This window comes from Stenotrophomonas sp. STEN020 (assembly GCF_056760195.1).
In genome coordinates, this window is the sequence record NZ_JBRREI010000050.1 from 14,487 (window position 1) to 33,923 (window position 19,437).

A 19,437-nucleotide genomic window follows, 5' to 3' on the forward strand; every position below is an offset into this window, starting at 1 on the left:
CATGTTGACGACCTTTTGAGACTGTTGCCTTGAGCCAACAACGCAAGATCATCCACGTCGACATGGACGCCTTCTATGCGTCCGTGGAGCAGCGTGATGACCCCGGTTTGCGCGGGAGGCCGGTGGTGGTGGCCTGGCGCGGGGCGCGTTCGGTGGTGTGCGCGGCCTCGTATGAGGCCCGCAAGTTCGGGGTGCGCTCGGCGATGCCGGCCTTGCGGGCCGAGCGGCTGTGCCCGGATGCGGTGTTCGTGCCGCCGGACTTTGCCCGCTACAAGGCGGTGTCGCGGCAGATCCGCGAGATCTTCCTGCAGCACACCCCGCTGGTGGAGCCGCTGTCGCTGGACGAGGCTTTTCTTGATGTGACGGAATCGCCGAGCTGCGACGGCATCGCCACCGAGATTGCCCGCACCATCCGCGCGCAGATCCGCGAGACCACCGGCCTGACCGCCTCAGCCGGGATCGCGCCGAACAAGTTCCTGGCCAAGGTCGCCTCGGACTGGCGCAAGCCCGATGGTCAGTTCGTGGTGCGGCCTTCGCGGGTCGAGGAGTTCCTGACGCCCTTGCCGGTCAAACGGGTGCCGGGCGTGGGCAAGGTGATGGAAGGCAAGCTGTCGGCGCTGGGCATCGTTACGGTGGGTGATCTGCGTGCGTTGCCGCTTGAACAGCTGCAGGCTTTGTTCGGCAGTTTTGGTGCGGGCTTGTACCGGCGGGCGCGCGGTATCGACGAGCGGCCGGTAGAACCCGATCAGCCAGTGCAGTCCATTTCTTCCGAAGACACCTTTGCCGAAGATCTGCATATGGGAGAGTTCGATGAAGCGATCACCCAGTTGGCCGAGCGCACCTGGCGTGCAACCGGGCGTACCGAGCGCATCGGTCACACCGTCGTGCTGAAGTTGAAGACCGCTCAGTTCCGCATCCTTACCCGCAGCTATACGCCGGATACGCCGCCAGGTTCGGTGGAAGATCTTCGCGATATCGCCCTGGCCTTGTGTCAACGCGTGCAATTGCCGGCGGATACGCGTTATCGATTGGTTGGCGTTGGTCTGGCCGGTTTCCGTGACCGCGAAGAACTGGTGATCCAGGGTGATTTGTTTCGCAGCATCACGTTGGATTGAGTACATCCTTTAGACGGCGCCGCGCCGCTACAATCGATGCTCAATTCAGGGAGTGTGATGCGTGGCGATCAATGCCTTGGTTTTCGATTTGGATGGCACGCTGGTGGACAGCGCAGGTGATATCGCCGAGGCAGTGAACCTCACATTGGAAGAGCTGGCGTTGCCGCGCGTGTCCGAGGCGACGGTACGCAGCTGGATAGGCGAGGGCGTACGCAATCTGGTGACCACTGCTTTGGCGAATGCAGGTAGTGCGTTGGCGCTGGAAGATGTGATGTCGGTTTTCATGCGCCATTACAAGGCTTGCCTGCTGCGTAGCCCGCGTTTGTATGAAGGTGTTGGTGAGGCATTGACAGCGTTACAGGCGCGCGGCCTGCCCATGGCCATCTGCACCAACAAACCGGCGGCGATGGTCGCGCCCTTGTTGCAGCATCTGGGCATCGCCGGGTTCTTCGCACACATCATCGGTGGCGATTCCTTGCCGCAGCGCAAGCCTGCTGCTGAGCCGCTGTTGCATGTGGCAGGTTTGCTGCAGCAGCCGGTAGTCGACTGCCTGATGGTTGGTGATTCGGGTACCGATCTGGGCGCGGCCAACAACGCCGGCATGCCGATCGTGCTGGTGCGCTATGGCTATTCGCGCGATCTGGATCTGGATGCTGCCGATGCGGTAGCGGTGATCGACGATATGCGAGAGCTGGTGGCGATCGTCGCGTAGCCATTCTTGAAGGTCCCTTGTGGGAGCGGCGTCAGCCGCGAAGCTGGCGCCAACGAAGTTGCGGGAACTTCCGCACCTGGATTGTCTATCTGCTTCGCGGCTGACGTCGTTCCTACAAGGTTTCAGCGAGCAGATCAGACGTGATCCTGGCCGTTCCCGTTACTGAGCGCCCAACGCCAGGGCGCGGTAGTCGCGCGGGGTCATGCCGACGGTGTGCTTGAACTGTCGCGCGAATGCACTCTGGTCGGAGAAGCCGCAAGCCTGGCCGACGCTGGCGATGCTGGTGTCACTGAGCAACATGCGGGTAGCTGCCTCGATCCGGAATTTGGTCAGCAACTGCTGCGGCGTCAATTGGAATACCTTTTTGAACAAGCGTTCCAGTTGCGCAACCGACACGCCGCTCTTGCCAGCCAGCGTGCGTACACGCAGCGGCTCGTGGAAATGCGCCTGCATGTATTCCACCGCTGCGTGCAGGCGCTGGAAGGAAGAGTCCTCGCGATCCGGTTGGCCAAGATCACGCGAGATACCTATCAAGCCGACGATGCGGTTGTCCTCCACCAGCGGCTGCTTGAGGGTGAGGCACCAGCCTGCGCTTCGGTTTGCATAGAGCTGCAGTTCTAGCAGATCCTCGATGACTTCGCCGGTCAGCACGCGGCGGTCCTGCAGGATGTAGCGCGCGGCTAGATGTGCGGGATAGAGCTGCAACACGCTCCTACCGACGATCTCCTCGCGGCTCTTCTTCGCCAGCCGTTGCATCAAGGTCTGGTTGACGTGCGTGTAGCGACATTCGGTGTCCTTGATGAAGAACACAACGTCGGGAAGTGGATCAAACATGCGCACCAACACCTGTGGCGACAGGGTCACAGCCATGACGTTGCTCTCCGTTGCAGAGCGCACACCCTGCCATCGCGGCGGCCGTCTCTCAAGCAGTATTAGTATGCTGAAATCCGCATCGTGCAAGTAAAGATACACCTAGCGCACAGCACTGGGTCCGGTGGAGTATTGAACCCGAAATGTACGGTCATGGACTTCTTTCGTTCTTACGTATGTATACAAATCAAATGGTTGCACTTGTTACGGGTTGCGTTGCTTTTTAATGCCCTTCCCGTTGATCAGCGGGAAGGCGCGCGTCAATACCCGTCTTGGGGCTGGTATTAGGCGGATCTAAAAACCTGGGCCGGTTATGCCAAGGTAGTGCGTGTCTGCCAGAAATGGCGTGCGTGATGCCGGATCCGGTGTCGGTTTGTGTGCGGGTGTTTTGCCTTCGGTCCGGCCGCGTTCGCGGCCATCAGGATCGTGACTGCTCCATCTGCTGTCGACCTTCGCGCTTGCCCGCGCCGAGGTTGGTTGGTGTGTGCGCGAGAAATGGTCGAAGTCTTCGCGAAGCGGTTCAGCGGCGGTGCGCGTCGTAGACCTGCAGCTGTTGCTGAAGCCGTATTTCAATCAAGGCGAGGCGCTGGGCGGGTGGTCAGAGGCAGATGTTGTTGATTGCTGAATTTTCGTTGGACATTTCATATTCGAGGGGAAGTAAATGAAAACGAACGATCCCGCCAAGCGCTTGCCGTGTCGCCGGCGTGGCCAATTGGCAGTCGCTGTTGCTATTGCGCTGTGTGCTACCTCCATGGGCTCGGCCTGGGCGCAGGATGCTGCCGGGGAGGCCGCGAAGGAACAGCCTGCTGGCACCGAAGCGAAGAATCTCGATACCGTGATCGTGACCGGCTCGCGCATCCGTCGTGAGCCGGGCTTCGAGGGCCCGGCGCCGGTGACGGCAATCAGTGCGGAAAAAATCCAGGCCTCCGGCTACACCCAGATCGGCGATCTGGTGAACCAGCTGCCGAGCTTTGCTGCGACCCAGACCAGCCAGACCGCCAACCAGACCGGCAACGTCGGCGTCAGTGCACTGGACCTGCGTGGCATGGGCGTGCAGCGCACGCTGACGCTGGTGGATGGGCGCCGGCAAGTTGCGTCGATCCCCGGCACCGCTGGTGTGGACGTAAGCGCACTGCCGGCAAGCATGATCGAGCGTGTGGACGTGGTCACCGGTGGCGCCTCCGCGCTGTATGGCGCCGATGCCGTCAACGGTGTGGTCAACTTCGTCCTCAAGCGCGACTACGAAGGCCTTGAAGCCAGCGTCCGCTACGCTGATTCCTCGCGCGGCGACATGCCGACCTATACCGGTGACGTTCTGTTCGGCAAGAACTTCGCCGACAACCGCGGTAACTTCACCCTGTACGGCTTCTGGGAAGAGAACTCCGGCACCGTGCGGGGCCAGGACCGTCCCTGGACCGCCAACGGCTATCCGTATTACGCCCGTGCCAAGAGCACCGATCCGTACGTGATCCTGGACAACAGTCGCAACGTCTACAACTCGCCCAATGCAACCGTGTCGCTGGGCAACTGCACGGTGGCCAATGCCGCCAACTGCCTGTACACCTTCAATCCGGACGGCTCGCTGCGCCACTCACGACTTGGCCCGGGCGGGCTGACCAACCTGAGCTCAGGCTTCAACGTGCTGCAGCAAGGCACCACCGATGGCGGCGAGTTTGGCGGCCGCTACGATTCCTGGTACCTGGTGACGCCATCGGATCGCCAGACCGTGCGTTCGACGCTGGATTTCGACGTCAACGATGCGCTGCGCCTGGTTGGCACGGTCAACTATTCGCAGAGCCAGTCCGAAGCGTCCTGGCGCTCGCTCAGCACCTACGGGTCGGGTGGCAGCGAAGTGGTGCCGTACTACAGCCCCTTCATCACCCAGGAAATGATCACCGCCAACGGTGGTGCATTCACCAATGGCATCGCTTTCGGTCGCCACTTCGATGAAGAGCTGGGGCATATGCGCCAGCAGACCGATCGCAAGTTGCTGCAGGCAACCGTGGGTGCGGAAGGCTATTTCGACTTCTTCGGCCGCAGCTGGAACTACGAGGCTTACTACTCCTACGGCCGCAGCCGCCAGCGCACCCGCGAACTCAACGCAGGCTCCTATGACCGCTTGCTGTCGGGCCTGAATTCCTATGTGGATGGTGCCGGTAACCCGATCTGTTGGGATGGCCCGGCCGGCTGTGTGGCGATCAATCCGTTCAAGCGTCTGACCTCGGAGATGGTCGACTGGCTGACCTATGACACCGACTGGTCGACCACCACGCTGACCCAGAAAGTTGCATCGGCCTATGCCTCCGGCGGCCTGTTCGACCTGCCCGGTGGTGAAGCCAAGATCGTGGTGGGCGCGGAGTACCGCAAGGAGCGCAACGAGATCGGCACTATCGCCCAGTACGACCCGACCAACCCGGCCTATGACCCCAGCCTTGGCACCACCCAAAGCAGCCTGACCGGCGAGTTCAGCGTCAAGGAAATCTTCAGCGAGTTGAGCCTGCCGTTGCTGTCAGGCGTGACCGGCGCCGAGCGCCTGTCGCTGGAGCTCGCTGGACGTGTGTCGGACTACAGCACCGCCGGCCGCACCACGACGACGAAAGTTGGTCTGGAGTGGGCGCCGATCGACGACATCACGCTGCGTGGTACCTATGGCAAGGCGATCCGTGCGCCCAATATCGGTGAGCTGTACACGGCGGGCAGCGTGTCGTCGGCATGGATCTACGATCCCTGCAACGACTATGCGTTGGCCAACCGCACCAGTACCACCAGCTACACGGCGGGCAATTGCGCGGCCATCAGCCCCAGCGATACCAGCGTTGGCAACTACTGGCAGTGGAAGGACATCGTCTACTCGGGCAACGTCAAGCTGAAGCCTGAGACCGCCAAGACCACCACTTTCGGCGTGGTGCTGCGGCCGCGCTTCATCTCCAACCTGACCGTGTCCGCCGATTACTACAAGATCGACCTGCGCGGGGTGATCTCCACCCTGGACTACCAGACCATCCTCAACCGCTGCGTCGACCAGGCCAGCCTGAACAATACTTTCTGCGATCTGGTCACCCGTGACTCGGCCGGCGACATCGTAGAAGTCGCCGTGCAACAGTTGAACCTGTCGCAGAGCATCGCCCGTGGCGTGGACATCAATGCCAACTGGTACTACGACCTGGGAGGTGTAGCCAATTCCAATGCGGGCCGCATCCTGGTGGACCTCAGCTACGGCCGGACCCTGGAACGCAAGTTTGTCGCCGACCCGTTGAATCCAGACGACGAATGGGATTACCTGACGCTGTGGGGCACGCCGAAGTGGAAGGGCACGGTACGTACCGGTTGGTCCAATCCCAAGGCCAGTTTCTACTGGACCCTGCGGCACGTATCGAAGATGCGTGGCAGCAATACCTCTACCGCAAGCTACGAGCGTGAGTGGGCCGGCAATACCTTCTACAGCGACTTTTACGCCAGCTATCAGCTCACGCCGAAATTCAGTGTGTTCGGTGGCATGAACAATGTGTTTGATCGCGCGCCGCCACGGGTGCCGGGTGCCGAGGCAGGCGGTGCCGGTTTCAATCAGACCGGCTACCAGGCAGCGGTGTATGACGTGCTCGGCCGTACCTTCAACATCGGCGTACGCATGAAGCTGTAACGATCTTTGGCGACTGCATAAAGAGCAGGGCCGACGGGATGACCGTCGGCCCTGCTTGTTCTCGCGCTGCTGGAAACCGCAGCAGTGCTGCGGCTTCGCTGACTCAGTTGGCCTTGCTGTTGTAACGCAGGGTCAGCTGGTACTCGCGGCCCGGCTGGTTGTACCAGGCAACGGTTTCGTACTCGCGGTCGAATACGTTGGCGGCCTTGGCCTGCAGGCTCCAGGCATCGTTGATGGCGTATTCAACGCGCACATCCATGGTGCCGTAGCCGGCCAGACGCACGCTGTTGGCGGCATCGTCGAAGCGGTGGCCGCTGCCGGCAGCGGTCACGCCCAGACGCAGCGGGCCAAAGCGCTTGTCCACGTCCAGACGGCCGCTGGTGCGTGCCCGACGCGGCAGCAGGTTGTCGTAGGTAGCCGCACTGGCAATGTGGTCGCGCGGGTCGGTGAAGCTGGCCTGGGCGTTGATGTCGAAGCCGGCCAGCGACAGATAGCCGGTCAGCTCGGCACCACGGATGCGGGCCTCGGCGATGTTGTACGGGGTGAAGGTGCTGTCCAGTGCAATCAGCTGGTCAATGCGGGTTTCATAGGCATTGAAGGTCCAGTTCCAGGCGTCGGCATACTGCGCGATGCCGATGTTCAGGCTCTTGGACTTCTCCGGCTTCAGCTCGGCGTTGTTGTAGCAGCCCCACGGCGAGCACGGGTAGTACAGATCATTGAAGGTCGGTGCCTTGAAGCCGGTGCCGGCATTGGCGGTCAGGCGGAAGCCGTTGCCAAAGGCAAAGCCGTAGCCAAGGCTGCCGGTGGTGTGGCTACCGAACTGTTCGTTGTCGTCATTGCGCACGCTGGCCTGCAGCGTATGTGCGCCGAACTGTCCCTGGTACTCGGCGAACACGCCGGTGTTGTCGCGGCTGTCGGTGATGTAGGCCGTGGTGCCGGTGACCTTGTCCTTTTGCCAGTCGGCGCCGGCGCTGAGTTGCTGGCCTTCGGCGAACAGGAAGTCACCTTGCACGCTGGCGGTGTCACGGCGGCTGTCCAGGGTGCTGACGAAGCTGCGGTTGCCGTTGCTGGCAAGGTAGCCATCGGCCTGCTCGTTGTTGCGGCCAACCAGTGCGGTCAGCTGGAAGGCGTCGCTGTGCACCCACTTCAGCTTGCTGCCGATCACCTGCTGGCGGTTGTCCGATTCATTGCTGGTGCTGCCATCAAACTGGTTGCGGCTGTTGGCATTGAGCACGTGGCCTTCCAGGCTCAGCGTCTCGGTCAGGGCATAGCCGCCGCGGACATTGATGGAGGTGTTGCGGTAACCGTCACGGTCCGGTTCGTTGGTGAAGCAGCCGGCACCGGCCCAGGTCGTTGCGTCGTAGAAACCGCGGCAGGCGTTGATGCCATCGGTCTCCTGGTAGCCGCCCTGGGCCGAGATCCAGCCGCGCTCGCCGCGGTTGCTGAAGCCGGCGCTGACCTGACGCAGGTTGTTGCTACCGGCGGTGATCGCCAGGTTCTGCTGCAGGCCCTTGCCGGCGTTGCGGGTGAATATCTGGATCACGCCGCCAATGGCCTCGGAGCCGTACAGGCTCGAGCGCGGGCCGCGCACGATTTCAATGCGCTCGATCTGGTCGATCGGCAGTTCCTGCAGCGGCGGCATGCCACTGGTTGCCGAGCCGATACGCACACCATCCACCAGCACCAGCACCTGGCTGGAGCTGGTGCCGCGCATGAACAGCGAGGTCAGCTTGCCCATGCCACCGGAGTTGTTGATGTCCAGGCCCGCACGGCCGCGCAGCAGGTCCTGCAGCGAGCTGGCCTGGCTGCGGTCGATCTGCGCACGGTCGATGACCTGCACCGGCACCACGCTGTTCTCGATCGAGATCGGGGTGCGGGTCGCGGTGACGGTGACGTCGTCCAGCTCGGTCGGTGCGTTCTGTGCAGCGGCAACGCCCGGCAATGCCAGGGCAAGGGCGAGCGAAAGGGTGTGGTAAGACAGTTTCATGGAAGCTCCTGGGCCTGCACGCTCCCGCGCAGGCGGATGGGGGAGGCTGCCAGAAGAGGGAGAAGACGGAGGCGGCGCACACGGCGCTACAGCCGCCGCCATGCCCTCCGCATCGCAACCAGTCAGCTTTCGGGCCGGTCTCCGGACTCGCAGGCGAGGCGGCGTGTGCCGCTTCCGTCCAGACGCCTTCCCGTGCCGTGCACAGTGGCGCCATGTCTGGACTTGTCCTGCTTACCGTTGCGGGGGCAGTGCCGGAATGGCGACACGCTGGAGCGAGCTCTAGCAGTGTGCGGCACCGGCTTCCCGTTTCAACCGACCAGCAATGCCGGGCGGTCACCTGAAAGTGCGCGCATTCTATGCCATTGCTGGCAGCGTTGCCGGAATGGGCGGTAACGGCGGCCGTACCGTTGCGTTTGTAGCCAAGGTGCAAAGCAACCTGGGCAAGCGCAGCGAACCCGGGAAGTGCAGGGCGCTGCAGCCCGCATCAATGCTGCAATCGCATTCCCCGGGAGCGCTGCGCTTACACGGGCTACGTGTTGGTCGAGTTGGGTTTGAGCAGTGACTGCCGAAGCAGCTCATGCGCAGCACTGTTGCTGAATGGCTAGAATGCGCGCTGCAAACGCAGTATCGGAAGTGTCGTGACAGAAACATGGTACGGGCAGGCCTGCGGCCAGCCTTCGCAGGAATACCGGCAGCGTGCCCTGCTGCGCCAGCGCCAGCTGACCAAGCCGGAAGGCGCTCTGGGTCGCTTGGAGACCTTGGCCGTTGAGTTGGCCGCGCTGCAAGGCGTGGATCAGCCGGTGGCGCAACGTGTGCCGGTGGTGGTGTTCGCTGGCGATCACGGCGTGACCGCGCAGGGCGTATCGGCCTACCCGGCGGAAGTGACGGTGCAGATGCTGCATAACTTCGCCAGCGGTGGTGCTGCCATTGCGGTGCTGGCGCGCGAACTGGGCCTGCCGCTGCACCTATGGGATGTGGGCAGCCGCGCCACCGCGCCGATTGCCGGTGTGGTCAGTGCCAAGACGTTGCACGGCACTGCTGACTTCAGCACCGCCCAGGCGATGTCGGCTGCCGATCTGGATGCTGCCTTCGATGCCGGTCGCCGTGCGGTGGACGCCGCCTGCGCCGACGGTGCCGATCTTCTGGTGTTCGGCGAGATGGGCATCGGCAACACCACCGCCGCTAGTGCCATCGCCGCTGTGCTTGGCCCGTTGCCGCTGGACGAGCTGGTCGGCGCCGGTACCGGCTTGGACGCAGTGCGCATGGTGCAGAAGAAGAATCTCATCGCACGCGCGTTGAGCCTGCACGGCGAACTGATCGATACGGCCGAATCGCCCGGTTGCGAAGCATTGCAGCGTGTGGGTGGATTGGAGATCGCAGCGATCAGCGCGGCGATGATTGCCGCTGCGCAGCGCCGTATTCCGGTGCTGGTGGATGGCTTCATCGTCTCTGCTGCGGCATTGGCCGCAGTACGTATCAACCCGAGTCTGCGGCCGTGGCTGCTGTTCTCGCATCAATCGGCCGAGCGCGGTCATATCCGCCTGTTGGAAACACTGCAGGCGCAGCCGTTGCTGTCGTTGGACCTGCGTCTTGGCGAGGGCTCCGGTGCTGCGCTTGCGTTGCCATTGGTGCGCATGGCCTGTGCCCTGCACAACAGCATGGCGACATTTGCCGAAGCAGCGGTTGCTGATCGCGGTGGCGGCCGATGATTCTTGATCTGCTGAGGCATGCCTCGACTGGACGTGCAGGTCATCTGGACGGTCGTACCGATCCACCCTTGATCGAAGGCGCGATGGACGCCTTGTACCGTTGCCATGCCGGCATCGGCTGGAGCCGGGTGATCACATCGCCGCGTCGGCGCGCGCTGGATACCGCGCATGCGCTGGTAGCCGGCAGCAACCAGTTCTGCGAGATCCATCCGGATTGGGCCGAGCTCGACTTCGGCGACTGGGACGGGCTGCATTTCGACGAACTGCCGGCCGAGCAATTGGCCGGGTTCTATAGCGAGCCGCATGACGTGGTGCCGCCCAATGGCGAGTCCTGGCAGCAGTTCCAGGCGCGCGTGGAAGAACAGCTGCACCGGCTGGTGGACGAAGACGATGGCGACGGCCAGCCAGTACTAGTGGTCAGCCATGCCGGCGTGTTGCGGCTGGTGGTGTCGCGGGTCTGCGGCATGAGCCTGTCCTCGCTATGGGCGATGCGCATCGATTACGGCACCCGTGTGCGCCTGCGCGTGGAGCGTGGCGAAGACGGGCAGTTGTGGGGTGAACTGCTGGAGTTGCGACAACCATGATCGGACGCCGCCTGATCCTTGCCATTCAATTCCTGACCCGGCTGCCGACACCGCAGGTGCGTGACTTCCGCCAGGAAGACCTGAGCAGGTCGGCGGTGTACTACCCCTTGGTTGGCATCATCATCGGCGTGCTGCTGGCGCTACCGTTGTATGGTTTGGCTGATCGTCCATGGTTGGCCGGCGCATTGACCTTGCTGGTCTGGGTGTGGGTGACCGGCGCCTTGCATCTGGATGGCCTGGGCGATGTTGCCGATGCCTTTGGCGCGGCACATCGCAACCCGCAGCGCTTTCTGGAAGTACTCAAAGACCCGCATATGGGCGTGTTCGGCGTGGTCACGCTGATCATGCAGCTGCTGCTCAAGTTCGTGTTGCTGACCGAGCTTGCGGTGGGCCCGCTGTGGTTCGGCATCGTGCTGGTGCCGGCGTGGGCGCGTTGGGGCACCTTGTGGTGGAGCCAGCGCATACCGTCGCTGCATGGCGATGGTTTGGGTGAGCGCTTTTCCTGGCAGCTGCGACCGGCGGCGATGTGGTTGTGGGCTGCGTTGTTGGCTGCTATCAGCGTGTTTGTCGCCTGGCCGTTGTTGCTTGCACTGCTGCTGGTGCCGCTGGTCGCACTGTGGTGGAAGCGCAAGCTCGGCGGCATCTCGGGTGATGGGCTCGGCGCCAGCGTGGAAGTGGTGGAGACCTTGCTGCTGCTGACCCTGGTAGTCCTCGCACCGCTCGCCGCCGGGTTTGTAGGAGCGGCGTAAGCCGCGAAGCCACAGTCGCATCCGGAATCGTGCACTACGCAATCCAGAAAAATGGCCAGCTTCGCGGCTGACGCCGCTCCCACAAAAGTACCGGGCGGGCTTCAGTCCTCGAAGCGAATCTCGCTGTTTTCTTCTTCGTCGGCTTCGGCCTGCATATGCGTTTCATGCACCGGCCCGGCCTGTTGCCCTGCGCGTCCAGTAGGCAGGGCGCCAACGGCGATTTCATACTCGGCGACCAGCTGCTGGCGGCGTGCTTCGGGTATCTCCTGCCAATGGCAGCCGACCAGCGCACCTTCCAGCGAATACAGCAGGTTGAGACTGGGCTTGAAGCCGGCGCGGCGTACCTTCATGAACGCTGCAACCGGGCCGATCGCGCTCAGGTCCTGCTCGCTGCGCAAACCGACCTGACGCAGCCAGGCTGCACTCTTGGGGCCGATGTTGCGCAGCTTGGGTGCGCTCATTGCAGCGCCTCGACAAACACCTGTGCGATGGCTTCCAGCCCCAGCTGGTCATCGGCATCGAAACGCGCGATCACTGGACTGTCGATATCGAATACGCCGATCAATGTGCCGTTGTGGACCAAGGGCACCACCAGCTCCGAGCGTGAGGCCGAGTCGCAGGCGATATGGCCGGGGAACGCATCCACATCCTCGATGCGCTGGGTCTGGCGGCTGCTGGCAGCGGCGCCACACACGCCCTTGGACAGCGGAATGCGCACGCAGGCGGGCAGGCCCTGGAACGGGCCAACCACCAGCTCCTTGCCGTCGTAGAAGTAGAAACCCACCCAGTTGAGCTGCGGTAGTGCGTGGTAGACCAGTGCCGACAGATTGGCGGCGTTGGCAATACGGTCCGCTTCGCCATGGACGAGCGCGCGGGCCTGGGCCAGCAGCTGGGCGTATTGTTCCGGCTTGCTGCCGGTGAGGGTGTCGGTGTTGAACATCAGGAGAGTCTAGCCGCTGCGTGGTCGTCGAGTTTGCCAGCCGCTGCCGCCGAACGCAGCCATCGGCAATGGAATGCTGGATCGCAGGAAAAAAAAGACCCGGCAGCGGGAGGGAGCTACCGGGTCTGGGATTGCGCGGGGGAGGGACCGCGCAAATTCTGTTGTCTGGGTATCAGTCGGTTTTGCGCTCAGCCTTGGCGGGCTTGGCAGCGAACGGTTGGCGCACCAGTGCGCTCAATGCCTCGCTGGTCTTCAGGCTGAGCCCGACCACTTCCTGGTTGGCATTGGCCAGCCGTTCGATGTTTTCGCGCGCCAGCTGCATGCCCTTGGGCAGCAGCGCCTGCAGATCCGCCTGCGCACCGGCCTGGGCCAGTTCGCCGAAGAAGCCAGCCGCAGCGGTGGTGTTGCGCTCGAACGCGCGCAGTTGCACGCCAAACACGCTTTCAGCATTTTCCAAGGCGAGCCGATTGGCACGATTGGCGGCAGCGGCGAGCTGCTGGGTGTAACTGCTGAAGTCGTTGAACTGAGCGGACATCAAGGTGATCTGGTGGGTCTTGTTGCGTTGCAGCATAGCTTGGATTTTGCGCAGTGCAACATTAAATTCTGAACTGTTCAGAGTCTGTCCCTGTAGCGCCGAGCCGTGCTCGGCTGAGGGATTACCGGTAAAGCTTCTGCCGAGCATGGCTCGGCACTACCGCTCCCTCCCTTTGCCGAAGGCAAGGGGAGGGCTGGGGAGGGGTTGGCTTTTAGGCTTCATGCACGGCCGGCTTCGCGGCTTACGCCACTCCAACAAATGCCGCTGCGTGGTCGGGAAGGCGTTGTAGAGCCGAGCCATGCTCGGCTGAGGCATTCCCGGTAAAGCTTCTGCCGAGCATGGCTCGGCACTACAGGGCCGCTGTCAGGCGGCTTTGTCGCCCTTGTAGCTGCAGCCGGAGGTGCAGGTCTCATGTACGACCACTTCGCTGAGCAGTGGCAGTGCCGGCTTCAGCTTTTCCCAGATCCAGATCGCCAGGCGTTCGCTGGTGGGGTTTTCCAGGCCGGGGATGTCGTTGAGGTAGTTGTGGTCGAGCTGGTCGTAGAGCGGCTGGAAGGCGGCCTTCAGCTCGCTGAAGTCCATGATCCAGCCGGTCTCAGGGCCGGGTTCGCCGCTGACCCGCAGTTCCACTCGGAACGAGTGGCCGTGCAGGCGCGAGCACTTGTGGCCGACCGGGACGTTGGGCAGCCGGTGCGCGGCTTCGAGGGTGAAAACCTTGAAAATATCCATGGGCGCAATTGTAGGGTGCCGCCGTCGCTGCGCGTATGCGCCAGTGATGCCAGTCATATTTTCATATCCATCCTGATGAAGCGATGTAACGGATGGTTATGTGCGAATGCAACAAAGTGATTGGCCGGACATTTGACTGTCATGAGGTACTGCAGGGGTTGTCATTCACCTCTCCCCGGATTCCATGCCTACTCGTTCCTTGCTCGCCTTCGCGGTGGCCACTGCCATCGCTGCTCCCTCCCTCGCCCTGGCTGAAACCGCTGCCGATGGCAGCAAGACCCTCGATGCGGTCCGTGTCACCGGCTCCAACATCAAGCGCACCGATACTGAAACCGCCAACCCGGTGCAGGTGATCGAACGCCAGCAACTGGAGCAGACCGGCAAGGCCAGTGTGGCTGACCTGCTGCGTTCGATCTCCGCCAACACCGGCAACGCCAGCAACGAAACCAGCAACAGCGGTTGGGCCTCGGGCTCGGCCGGCATCGGCCTGCGCGGCCTGTCGCAGAAGAACACGCTGGTGCTGCTCAATGGTCGCCGTCTGGCCAACTACGGCTTCCCATCCGGTGGCCTGTCGGACACCTTCGTCGACCTCAACGCGCTGCCGCTGGTAGCGGTAGAGCGCATCGAAGTACTGAAGGACGGCGCCTCGGCGGTATACGGCTCCGACGCAGTCGCCGGCGTGGTCAACATCATCACCCGGCAGAATTTTGAAGGTGCCGAAGTCGGCGTCAGTGGCGGCACCTCCGAAGCCGGTGGGCTGGATCAGCAGAACCTCAAGTTCGTCGGCGGTATCGGCGACCTGGACCGCGATGGCTACAACATCCTGGTGTCGCTGGAAGGCTATAACCGCGACCGTCTCGATCAGGATCAGCGCGATCTGACCCGCTCGGGCATCTATACCGACAAGGCCGGTGGTCGTTGGAATGGTTGGTCGGCCAAGGGCGCGCGCTTCCTGATTGGCGGCAAATCGGTGCCGATGCTCGACGCAGCGGGCAACTGCCCGGAAGGCACCGTACTCACTGCGAGCGGTCCGATCGACGGCTTGGCTGGTGATACCTGTGCCTTCAACCAAGCGCCGTACACCACGCTGATCCCGTCGACCAAGCGTTGGCAGGCTTACGTCAATGGCACGCTGCGCATCAATGACTCGGTGGAAGCCTTCGCCGATGTGATCTACAGCGACATCAAGGGTGTGTCGTGGTTCGGCTCCAGCCCGTTCTTCACCCTGGAAAGCGGCCGCTTCGCGCTCAACGCCGATACCGGTCTGGCCGAGCCGGTGCGCTCGACGCTGCCGGCAGCCAACCCGTACAACCCGTACGGCGTGGACGTGCCGATCGAATACACCTTCTTCAACCTTGGCGGCACCATCAAGACCAACCGTTCGCGCTCCTATCGTGGTGTGCTCGGCCTGCGCGGGCAGACCGAGAAGTGGGATTGGGAGCTGGGTGCGTTCCAGGCAGCCAGCAAGCAGCGCGAAACCGTCTCCGGTGGTTTTGCCAACCGTTGGTCGCTGTATGACGCGCTGGCCACGGGCAGCTACAACCTGCTCAAGCCGTCTGCGACCGATCCTGCGGTGCTGGCTGCGATCGGCCTGAGCACGCTGCGCCCGGCCGAGTCGGTACTGAAGGGTGTGGACGCCAAGGTGTCCGGTACTTTGGGTGAAACCTGGGCGGGCGAGATTGGCTTTGCCGCCGGTGCCGAATGGCGGCAGGAAAAGCTCGACTCCGACAATCCCTGGCAGATCGATGCAGGCCTGCAGGTGCGCCCTGCGATTGCGGAAGTGCACGGCCAGCGCCAGGTCAGCGCGGCTTATGCGGAAGTGAGCGTGCCGCTGCACAGCACGCTGGAGCTGCAGGCCGCGGCACGTGCTGATCACTACAGTGATTTCGGCAATGCGTTCTCGCCCAAGCTCGGCTTGCGCTGGCAGCCGCTGGATTGGTTGCTGGTACGTGCAGCTGCCTCGCGTGGCTTCCGTGCGCCATCGCTGTCGGAGAACTCTGCATCCACCAGCATCGCCTATGGCTCGGTGGTGGATCCGCATGATCCGGACGTGCCGGGTTCGCGCCAGAACCCGACTTTCTTCACCGTCGGCAATACCAACCTCGACCCGGAACGTACCCGCAGCTTCAATGCCGGCTTCGTGCTGTCGCCGTGGCAGAACACCAACCTGAGCGTCGACTACTACCGGATCAAGCTGGACAACCTGATCGGCACCGGCAACACCACCACGCTGGTGCAGGAGAACGACCCGGCCAATGTGCTGCGTGATTCTCGCGGCAAGTTGTTGGCGGTCTACAACCGTTACCAGAACCTGAGCGAGCTGGAGACTTCCGGCATCGACATCGAATTGCGCCAGCGCTGGCAGACGGCCAGCGCAGGTGACTTCGGCCTGTCCTCAGCGCTGACCTACGTCATCGACTACAAGCGCCCGCAGGTTGTGGGAGGCCCGCTGGTGGATTACGCCGGTTCCAACCTCGGCCCATCGTTGCCGGACACCAAGGCCACCACCACGTTGGACTGGGCTTTGGGTGATTGGCGCACCGCGCTGACCTGGTACTACACCAGCAGCTATGACCAGCAAGGCAGCGCGGCGGCAAAGGCGGTGCAGAAGCAGGTTGCCAGCTACAGCCAGTTCGATCTTTACCTGGGTTACACCGGCATCGACAAGCTGACCGTGTACGCAAAGGTGCAGAACATCGGCGATCGCCAGCCGCCGTACGACGCAACCTTCCCGGGTGTGCGTGCACCGTATGACTTCAGTCAGTACGACCTGCGTGGGCGCTATTACACGCTGGGCTTTGATTACCGCTTCTGATTGAAAGCCCGCGGTGCTTTAGCCCCTCTCCCGTTCACGGGAGAGGGGTTTGGGTGAGGGCAGCTTTGCCGCGCTGGAGCTTTGCCGGTGAAGCTCTTGCCGAGCATGGCTCGGCACTACAGGTCGTGCTGCCAGCAATTATTCGCAACAACGTTCATGCAATAGGGGAGTGCTACACCCATGTCGTTCCGCTTTTCACGTGTGCTGCCAGTTCTGTTGCTCGCAACACTTGTCAGCCTGTCGCCGGCCTACGCCCAGAACAGCTATTACTTCCCCAACGCGCAACAGTTCGATGCGAAGGTGCCATCGCCGCAGCAGTTCCTCGGCTACGAGATCGGCAGCCACTACACCCGCCATGATCAGCTGGTGGCTTACTTCAACGAACTGGCGCGCGTTTCGGACAAGGTCAAGGTGGAGGTCATTGGCCAGAGTTACGAGCAGCGCCCGCTGCTGTTGGTCACCATCACTTCGCCCCGCAACCACGCGCGCAGCACCGAGATCGCCGCGCAACGACAAGCGTTGATCGATCCTGCACAACCGCTACCCGGCGCCGATGCTCCGGCGGTGGCTTGGCTGGGTTACAGCGTCCATGGCAATGAAACCTCCAGCGGTGAAGCAGCGATGCTCACCGCCTACTATCTGGCCGCCAACCAGGACGCGGAAACCGCGCGCTGGTTGGACCATGCAGTCGTGGTGATCGATCCGGCACAGAATCCGGATGGACGTGATCGCGCCGCCAACTGGCATAACGGTTGGGGTTCGCGTCCGCCATCGGCTGATCCTACCGACAAGGAACACGTCGAGCCGTTCCCGAGTGGCCGCGTCAATCACTACTTCACTGATCTCAACCGCGATTGGCTGGCGCTGGCGCAGGCCGATAGTTGGCCGAAGGTTGCGCAATTCCATCGCTGGTACCCGAACATCCAGATCGATTTTCATGAGATGGGCAAGGACAGCACTTACTACTTCGAGCCGTCGCCGAAGAGCATGGAAAGCCCGCTGCTGCCCAAGTCCTCGTATGAGGCGAACAAGTGGCTGGCGCGCTTCCATGCCAAAGCACTGGATGACCTGGGCTCGCTGTATTACACCGGTGAGAACTTCGACAATTTCTCGCCGATTTATGGCTCGACCTATCCGGATTTCCACGGTGCGGTGGGCGTAACCGTGGAGCAGGCCAGTTCGCGCGGATTGGTGCAGGAGTCGATGAATGGTCTATTGCATTTCAACTTCACCGTTCGCAATCAGGTGGCTACTGGTTTGGCCAGCGTACGTGGTGTGGTTGAAGATCGTGACCGTTTGTTCGCGCTGCAGAAGGAGTTTTTCCGCAGTGCCTTGAAGCAGGCGGCGGCCTATCCGGTGCATGACTGGGTGTTTGGCGATGCAGCTGATGCCACGCTGACCCGCAAGTTGCTGGCAGTACTGTTGCAGCATCGCATCGAGGTGCATGCGCTGGCGCGGGATGTGGAAGTCGATGGCAAGCGTTTCGTCGCCGGTTCGGCCTATGTGGTGCCGGCGCGCCAGCCGCAGTTCCGCCTCGCGCATTCGATCTTCGAGTTCACCCCGGCGGTGAAGGGTGATGTGTTCTATAGCGGCACCTCGTATGCAGTGGCGCCAGCGTACGGTCTGCGCTATGCCGGTAGTCGTGGTGCCTTGCCGAGTGGTGCGGCGGTGGATGCAGTGCCTGCGGCGCAGGGCGGCATAAGCGGCGGTCGTGCAGGCTTCGCTTATGTTGCCGATGCGCGTGATTTTGGTAGCTACCGGCTGTTGGGTGGCTTGCTGCGTGACAACGTGCGGGTGCGTACCGCGCATCAGCCGTTCACTGCAGCTACTGCGAACGGTGATGTGGCGTTTGGTCATGGCGCGGTGGTGATTCCGGTTGCGGGCCAGAGCCTGGATGCGGACGCCCTGCTGGCCAAGGTGTTGGCGCGTGCACAGGAGGCCGGTGTCACTGTTTATGCCTTGGCCAGCGGTCGTGCAGCCAGCGGCATCGATCTGGGCAGTGACAATGTACGCGTGCTGCGTACGCCGAGCATCGCCTTGGTGATGGGCGAGGGTGTGTCCGCAACCGAGATTGGCTCGACCTGGTTCTCGCTGGATACCTCGCTGGGCTTGCCTTCCAGCAAGCTTGATCCTGTGCAGCTGGCGAGTGTTGATCTGGCGCGCTACACCTCGATCGTGCTCTCCGGCGGCACCTATACCAACGTCAGCGATGCCGGTGTGGCGGCGCTGAAACGTTGGATTGCTGCCGGTGGTTCGCTGGTGGTTTATGGCAGCGGCGCGCGCTGGGCGATCGACAAGGGTCTTGCTGAAGCCAAGCTGCGCGAAGGCGACAAGAAGGATGACGCCGAGCGGTTGGATTTCGGCACGGTGCGTGATGTGTTCGCGCTGGGTCGGGTCAGTGGCAACATCTTGAGCGCCGATATAGACCCGACTCATCCTTTGGGCTTTGGTGTGCAGCAGCGCCGGATCTGGGTCAACAAGGAAGGCGGGCTGGTGTTCGAGCCGGTGAAGAACGCGTTCCTCAATGTGGTGAGCATTGATCGCGAGCCGGTGGTGAATGGCTATCTGTCCGATGCCAATCGTGCGCGGGTTTCGGGTTCGAGCTATCTGCAGGTAGTGCCGACTGGGAGTGGCAACGTGGTCTTGTTTGCCGATGACCCGGCGCATCGCAAGTATTGGTATGGTACCGAGCGATTGCTGCTCAATGCCTTGCTGCAGGCGAACCATCTGAGCACGCCGCGGCAGCGCGGGGAGTAAGGCTTTAGCCCCGCAGCGTTCATAGCCCCTCTCCCGCTTGCGGGAGAGGGGTTGGGGTGAGGGGGCGGTGCGCAGCGCCGTGCTGTTTTGCTTTTTTCGGCCAAACAGCGGTTATCGCAAAAGCCCAAAAGCCGCCCTCATCCGCCCCTGCGGGGCACCTTCTCCCGTATACGGGAGAAGGGATAGAACCAAAGCCCAAAGCCCAAAGCCCAAAGCCCAAAGCACAAACCACAAAACCCAAACCCCAAAGCACAAAGCACAAAACACAAAGCAAAAAGACCAAAACACAAAGAAA

General features: G+C 62.4%; 14 protein-coding genes and 1 riboswitch. Of the genes, 8 read left to right on the forward strand and 6 right to left on the reverse strand.

Going from position 1 to position 19,437, the window contains the following annotated elements:
* The first annotated feature begins 29 nt into the window (after nucleotides 1–29).
* Both dinB and gph read left to right on the forward strand, forming a co-directional pair.
* Complete coding sequence (dinB, locus tag ACVOLZ_RS17525) at nucleotides 30–1,115, forward strand: DNA polymerase IV (RefSeq protein ID WP_481517232.1); 1,086 nt, start codon at nucleotides 30–32, stop codon at nucleotides 1,113–1,115.
* A 61-nt stretch (nucleotides 1,116–1,176) separates the two neighbouring features.
* The gene (gene gph / locus ACVOLZ_RS17530) at nucleotides 1,177–1,827 is read left to right on the forward strand and encodes a phosphoglycolate phosphatase (RefSeq protein WP_481517233.1); all 651 of its coding nucleotides are present in this window, start codon (nucleotides 1,177–1,179) and stop codon (nucleotides 1,825–1,827) included.
* Nucleotides 1,828–1,986: 159 nt separating this feature from the next.
* Here the strand turns inward: gph and ACVOLZ_RS17535 are convergent, their stop codons facing one another.
* Nucleotides 1,987–2,697, reverse strand: a complete 711-nt coding sequence (locus ACVOLZ_RS17535; protein ID WP_481517234.1) for an AraC family transcriptional regulator — start codon at nucleotides 2,695–2,697, stop codon at nucleotides 1,987–1,989.
* 661 nt (nucleotides 2,698–3,358) lie between these two features.
* Between ACVOLZ_RS17535 and ACVOLZ_RS17540 the strand changes: the two genes are divergently transcribed.
* Nucleotides 3,359–6,337 carry a TonB-dependent receptor domain-containing protein gene (locus tag ACVOLZ_RS17540; RefSeq protein ID WP_481517235.1) on the forward strand — a complete coding sequence of 993 codons (2,979 nt, stop codon included), beginning with the start codon at nucleotides 3,359–3,361 and terminating at the stop codon, nucleotides 6,335–6,337.
* A gap of 103 nt (nucleotides 6,338–6,440) precedes the next feature.
* Here the strand turns inward: ACVOLZ_RS17540 and btuB are convergent, their stop codons facing one another.
* A complete protein-coding gene (gene btuB / locus ACVOLZ_RS17545; protein ID WP_481517236.1) occupies nucleotides 6,441–8,324 on the reverse strand; it encodes a TonB-dependent vitamin B12 receptor in 1,884 nt (627 codons plus the stop codon).
* Between the two features lie 115 nt (nucleotides 8,325–8,439).
* Nucleotides 8,440–8,680: riboswitch (cobalamin riboswitch) on the reverse strand.
* Between the two features lie 282 nt (nucleotides 8,681–8,962).
* On the opposite strand from btuB, the gene cobT reads away from it, so the two are divergent.
* From cobT to cobS, 3 genes are read left to right on the forward strand one after another with little or no spacing between them, the layout of a single operon-like run.
* A complete protein-coding gene (gene cobT, locus ACVOLZ_RS17550; protein ID WP_481517237.1) occupies nucleotides 8,963–10,033 on the forward strand; it encodes a nicotinate-nucleotide--dimethylbenzimidazole phosphoribosyltransferase in 1,071 nt (356 codons plus the stop codon).
* Nucleotides 10,030–10,617, forward strand: a complete 588-nt coding sequence (locus ACVOLZ_RS17555; protein ID WP_481517238.1) for a histidine phosphatase family protein — start codon at nucleotides 10,030–10,032, stop codon at nucleotides 10,615–10,617. Before cobT ends, ACVOLZ_RS17555 begins: the two co-directional genes overlap by 4 nt.
* Entirely contained in the window at nucleotides 10,614–11,366 is a 753-nt protein-coding gene (gene cobS, locus ACVOLZ_RS17560; RefSeq protein WP_481517239.1) for an adenosylcobinamide-GDP ribazoletransferase, read from the forward strand. The genes ACVOLZ_RS17555 and cobS overlap by 4 nt, the downstream gene beginning before the upstream one ends.
* A gap of 101 nt (nucleotides 11,367–11,467) precedes the next feature.
* On the opposite strand, the gene ACVOLZ_RS17565 is transcribed toward cobS, so the two are convergent.
* The 4 genes from ACVOLZ_RS17565 to queD all read right to left on the reverse strand — a co-directional run bounded on the left by ACVOLZ_RS17565 (nucleotide 11,468) and on the right by queD (nucleotide 13,570).
* Entirely contained in the window at nucleotides 11,468–11,827 is a 360-nt protein-coding gene (locus ACVOLZ_RS17565; RefSeq protein ID WP_481517240.1) for a TfoX/Sxy family protein, read from the reverse strand.
* Complete coding sequence (locus tag ACVOLZ_RS17570) at nucleotides 11,824–12,306, reverse strand: GAF domain-containing protein (protein WP_481517241.1); 483 nt, start codon at nucleotides 12,304–12,306, stop codon at nucleotides 11,824–11,826. The genes ACVOLZ_RS17565 and ACVOLZ_RS17570 overlap by 4 nt, the downstream gene beginning before the upstream one ends.
* Nucleotides 12,307–12,478: 172 nt before the next feature.
* Nucleotides 12,479–12,841, reverse strand: coding sequence for a phasin family protein (locus tag ACVOLZ_RS17575; RefSeq protein ID WP_481517246.1), 363 nt, complete (start codon nucleotides 12,839–12,841; stop codon nucleotides 12,479–12,481).
* Nucleotides 12,842–13,204: 363 nt separating this feature from the next.
* On the reverse strand, nucleotides 13,205–13,570 hold the full coding sequence (gene queD, locus ACVOLZ_RS17580) for a 6-carboxytetrahydropterin synthase QueD (RefSeq protein WP_481517242.1): 366 nt from the start codon (nucleotides 13,568–13,570) through the stop codon (nucleotides 13,205–13,207).
* Between the two features lie 184 nt (nucleotides 13,571–13,754).
* On the opposite strand from queD, the gene ACVOLZ_RS17585 reads away from it, so the two are divergent.
* Both ACVOLZ_RS17585 and ACVOLZ_RS17590 read left to right on the forward strand, forming a co-directional pair.
* Nucleotides 13,755–16,385 (forward strand): TonB-dependent receptor, encoded by a 2,631-nt coding sequence (locus tag ACVOLZ_RS17585; RefSeq protein ID WP_481517243.1) that lies wholly within the window; start codon nucleotides 13,755–13,757, stop codon nucleotides 16,383–16,385.
* 180 nt (nucleotides 16,386–16,565) lie between these two features.
* The gene (locus ACVOLZ_RS17590) at nucleotides 16,566–19,142 is read left to right on the forward strand and encodes a M14 family zinc carboxypeptidase (RefSeq protein ID WP_481517244.1); all 2,577 of its coding nucleotides are present in this window, start codon (nucleotides 16,566–16,568) and stop codon (nucleotides 19,140–19,142) included.
* Nucleotides 19,143–19,437: the final 295 nt, after the last annotated feature.

Bases quoted from the DNA above. Each gene is read 5' to 3' on its own strand.
- ACVOLZ_RS17535 (WP_481517234.1), bottom strand. From the start codon at position 2,697: ATGGCTGTGACCCTGTCGCCACAGGTGTTGGTGCGCATGTTTGATCCA.
- ACVOLZ_RS17540 (WP_481517235.1), top strand. From the start codon at position 3,359: ATGAAAACGAACGATCCCGCCAAGCGCTTGCCGTGTCGCCGGCGTGGC.
- btuB (WP_481517236.1), bottom strand. From the start codon at position 8,324: ATGAAACTGTCTTACCACACCCTTTCGCTCGCCCTTGCCCTGGCATTG.
- ACVOLZ_RS17555 (WP_481517238.1), top strand. From the start codon at position 10,030: ATGATTCTTGATCTGCTGAGGCATGCCTCGACTGGACGTGCAGGTCAT.
- cobS (WP_481517239.1), top strand. From the start codon at position 10,614: ATGATCGGACGCCGCCTGATCCTTGCCATTCAATTCCTGACCCGGCTG.
- ACVOLZ_RS17565 (WP_481517240.1), bottom strand. From the start codon at position 11,827: ATGAGCGCACCCAAGCTGCGCAACATCGGCCCCAAGAGTGCAGCCTGG.
- ACVOLZ_RS17570 (WP_481517241.1), bottom strand. From the start codon at position 12,306: ATGTTCAACACCGACACCCTCACCGGCAGCAAGCCGGAACAATACGCC.
- ACVOLZ_RS17575 (WP_481517246.1), bottom strand. From the start codon at position 12,841: ATGTCCGCTCAGTTCAACGACTTCAGCAGTTACACCCAGCAGCTCGCC.
- queD (WP_481517242.1), bottom strand. From the start codon at position 13,570: ATGGATATTTTCAAGGTTTTCACCCTCGAAGCCGCGCACCGGCTGCCC.
- ACVOLZ_RS17585 (WP_481517243.1), top strand. From the start codon at position 13,755: ATGCCTACTCGTTCCTTGCTCGCCTTCGCGGTGGCCACTGCCATCGCT.
- ACVOLZ_RS17590 (WP_481517244.1), top strand. From the start codon at position 16,566: ATGTCGTTCCGCTTTTCACGTGTGCTGCCAGTTCTGTTGCTCGCAACA.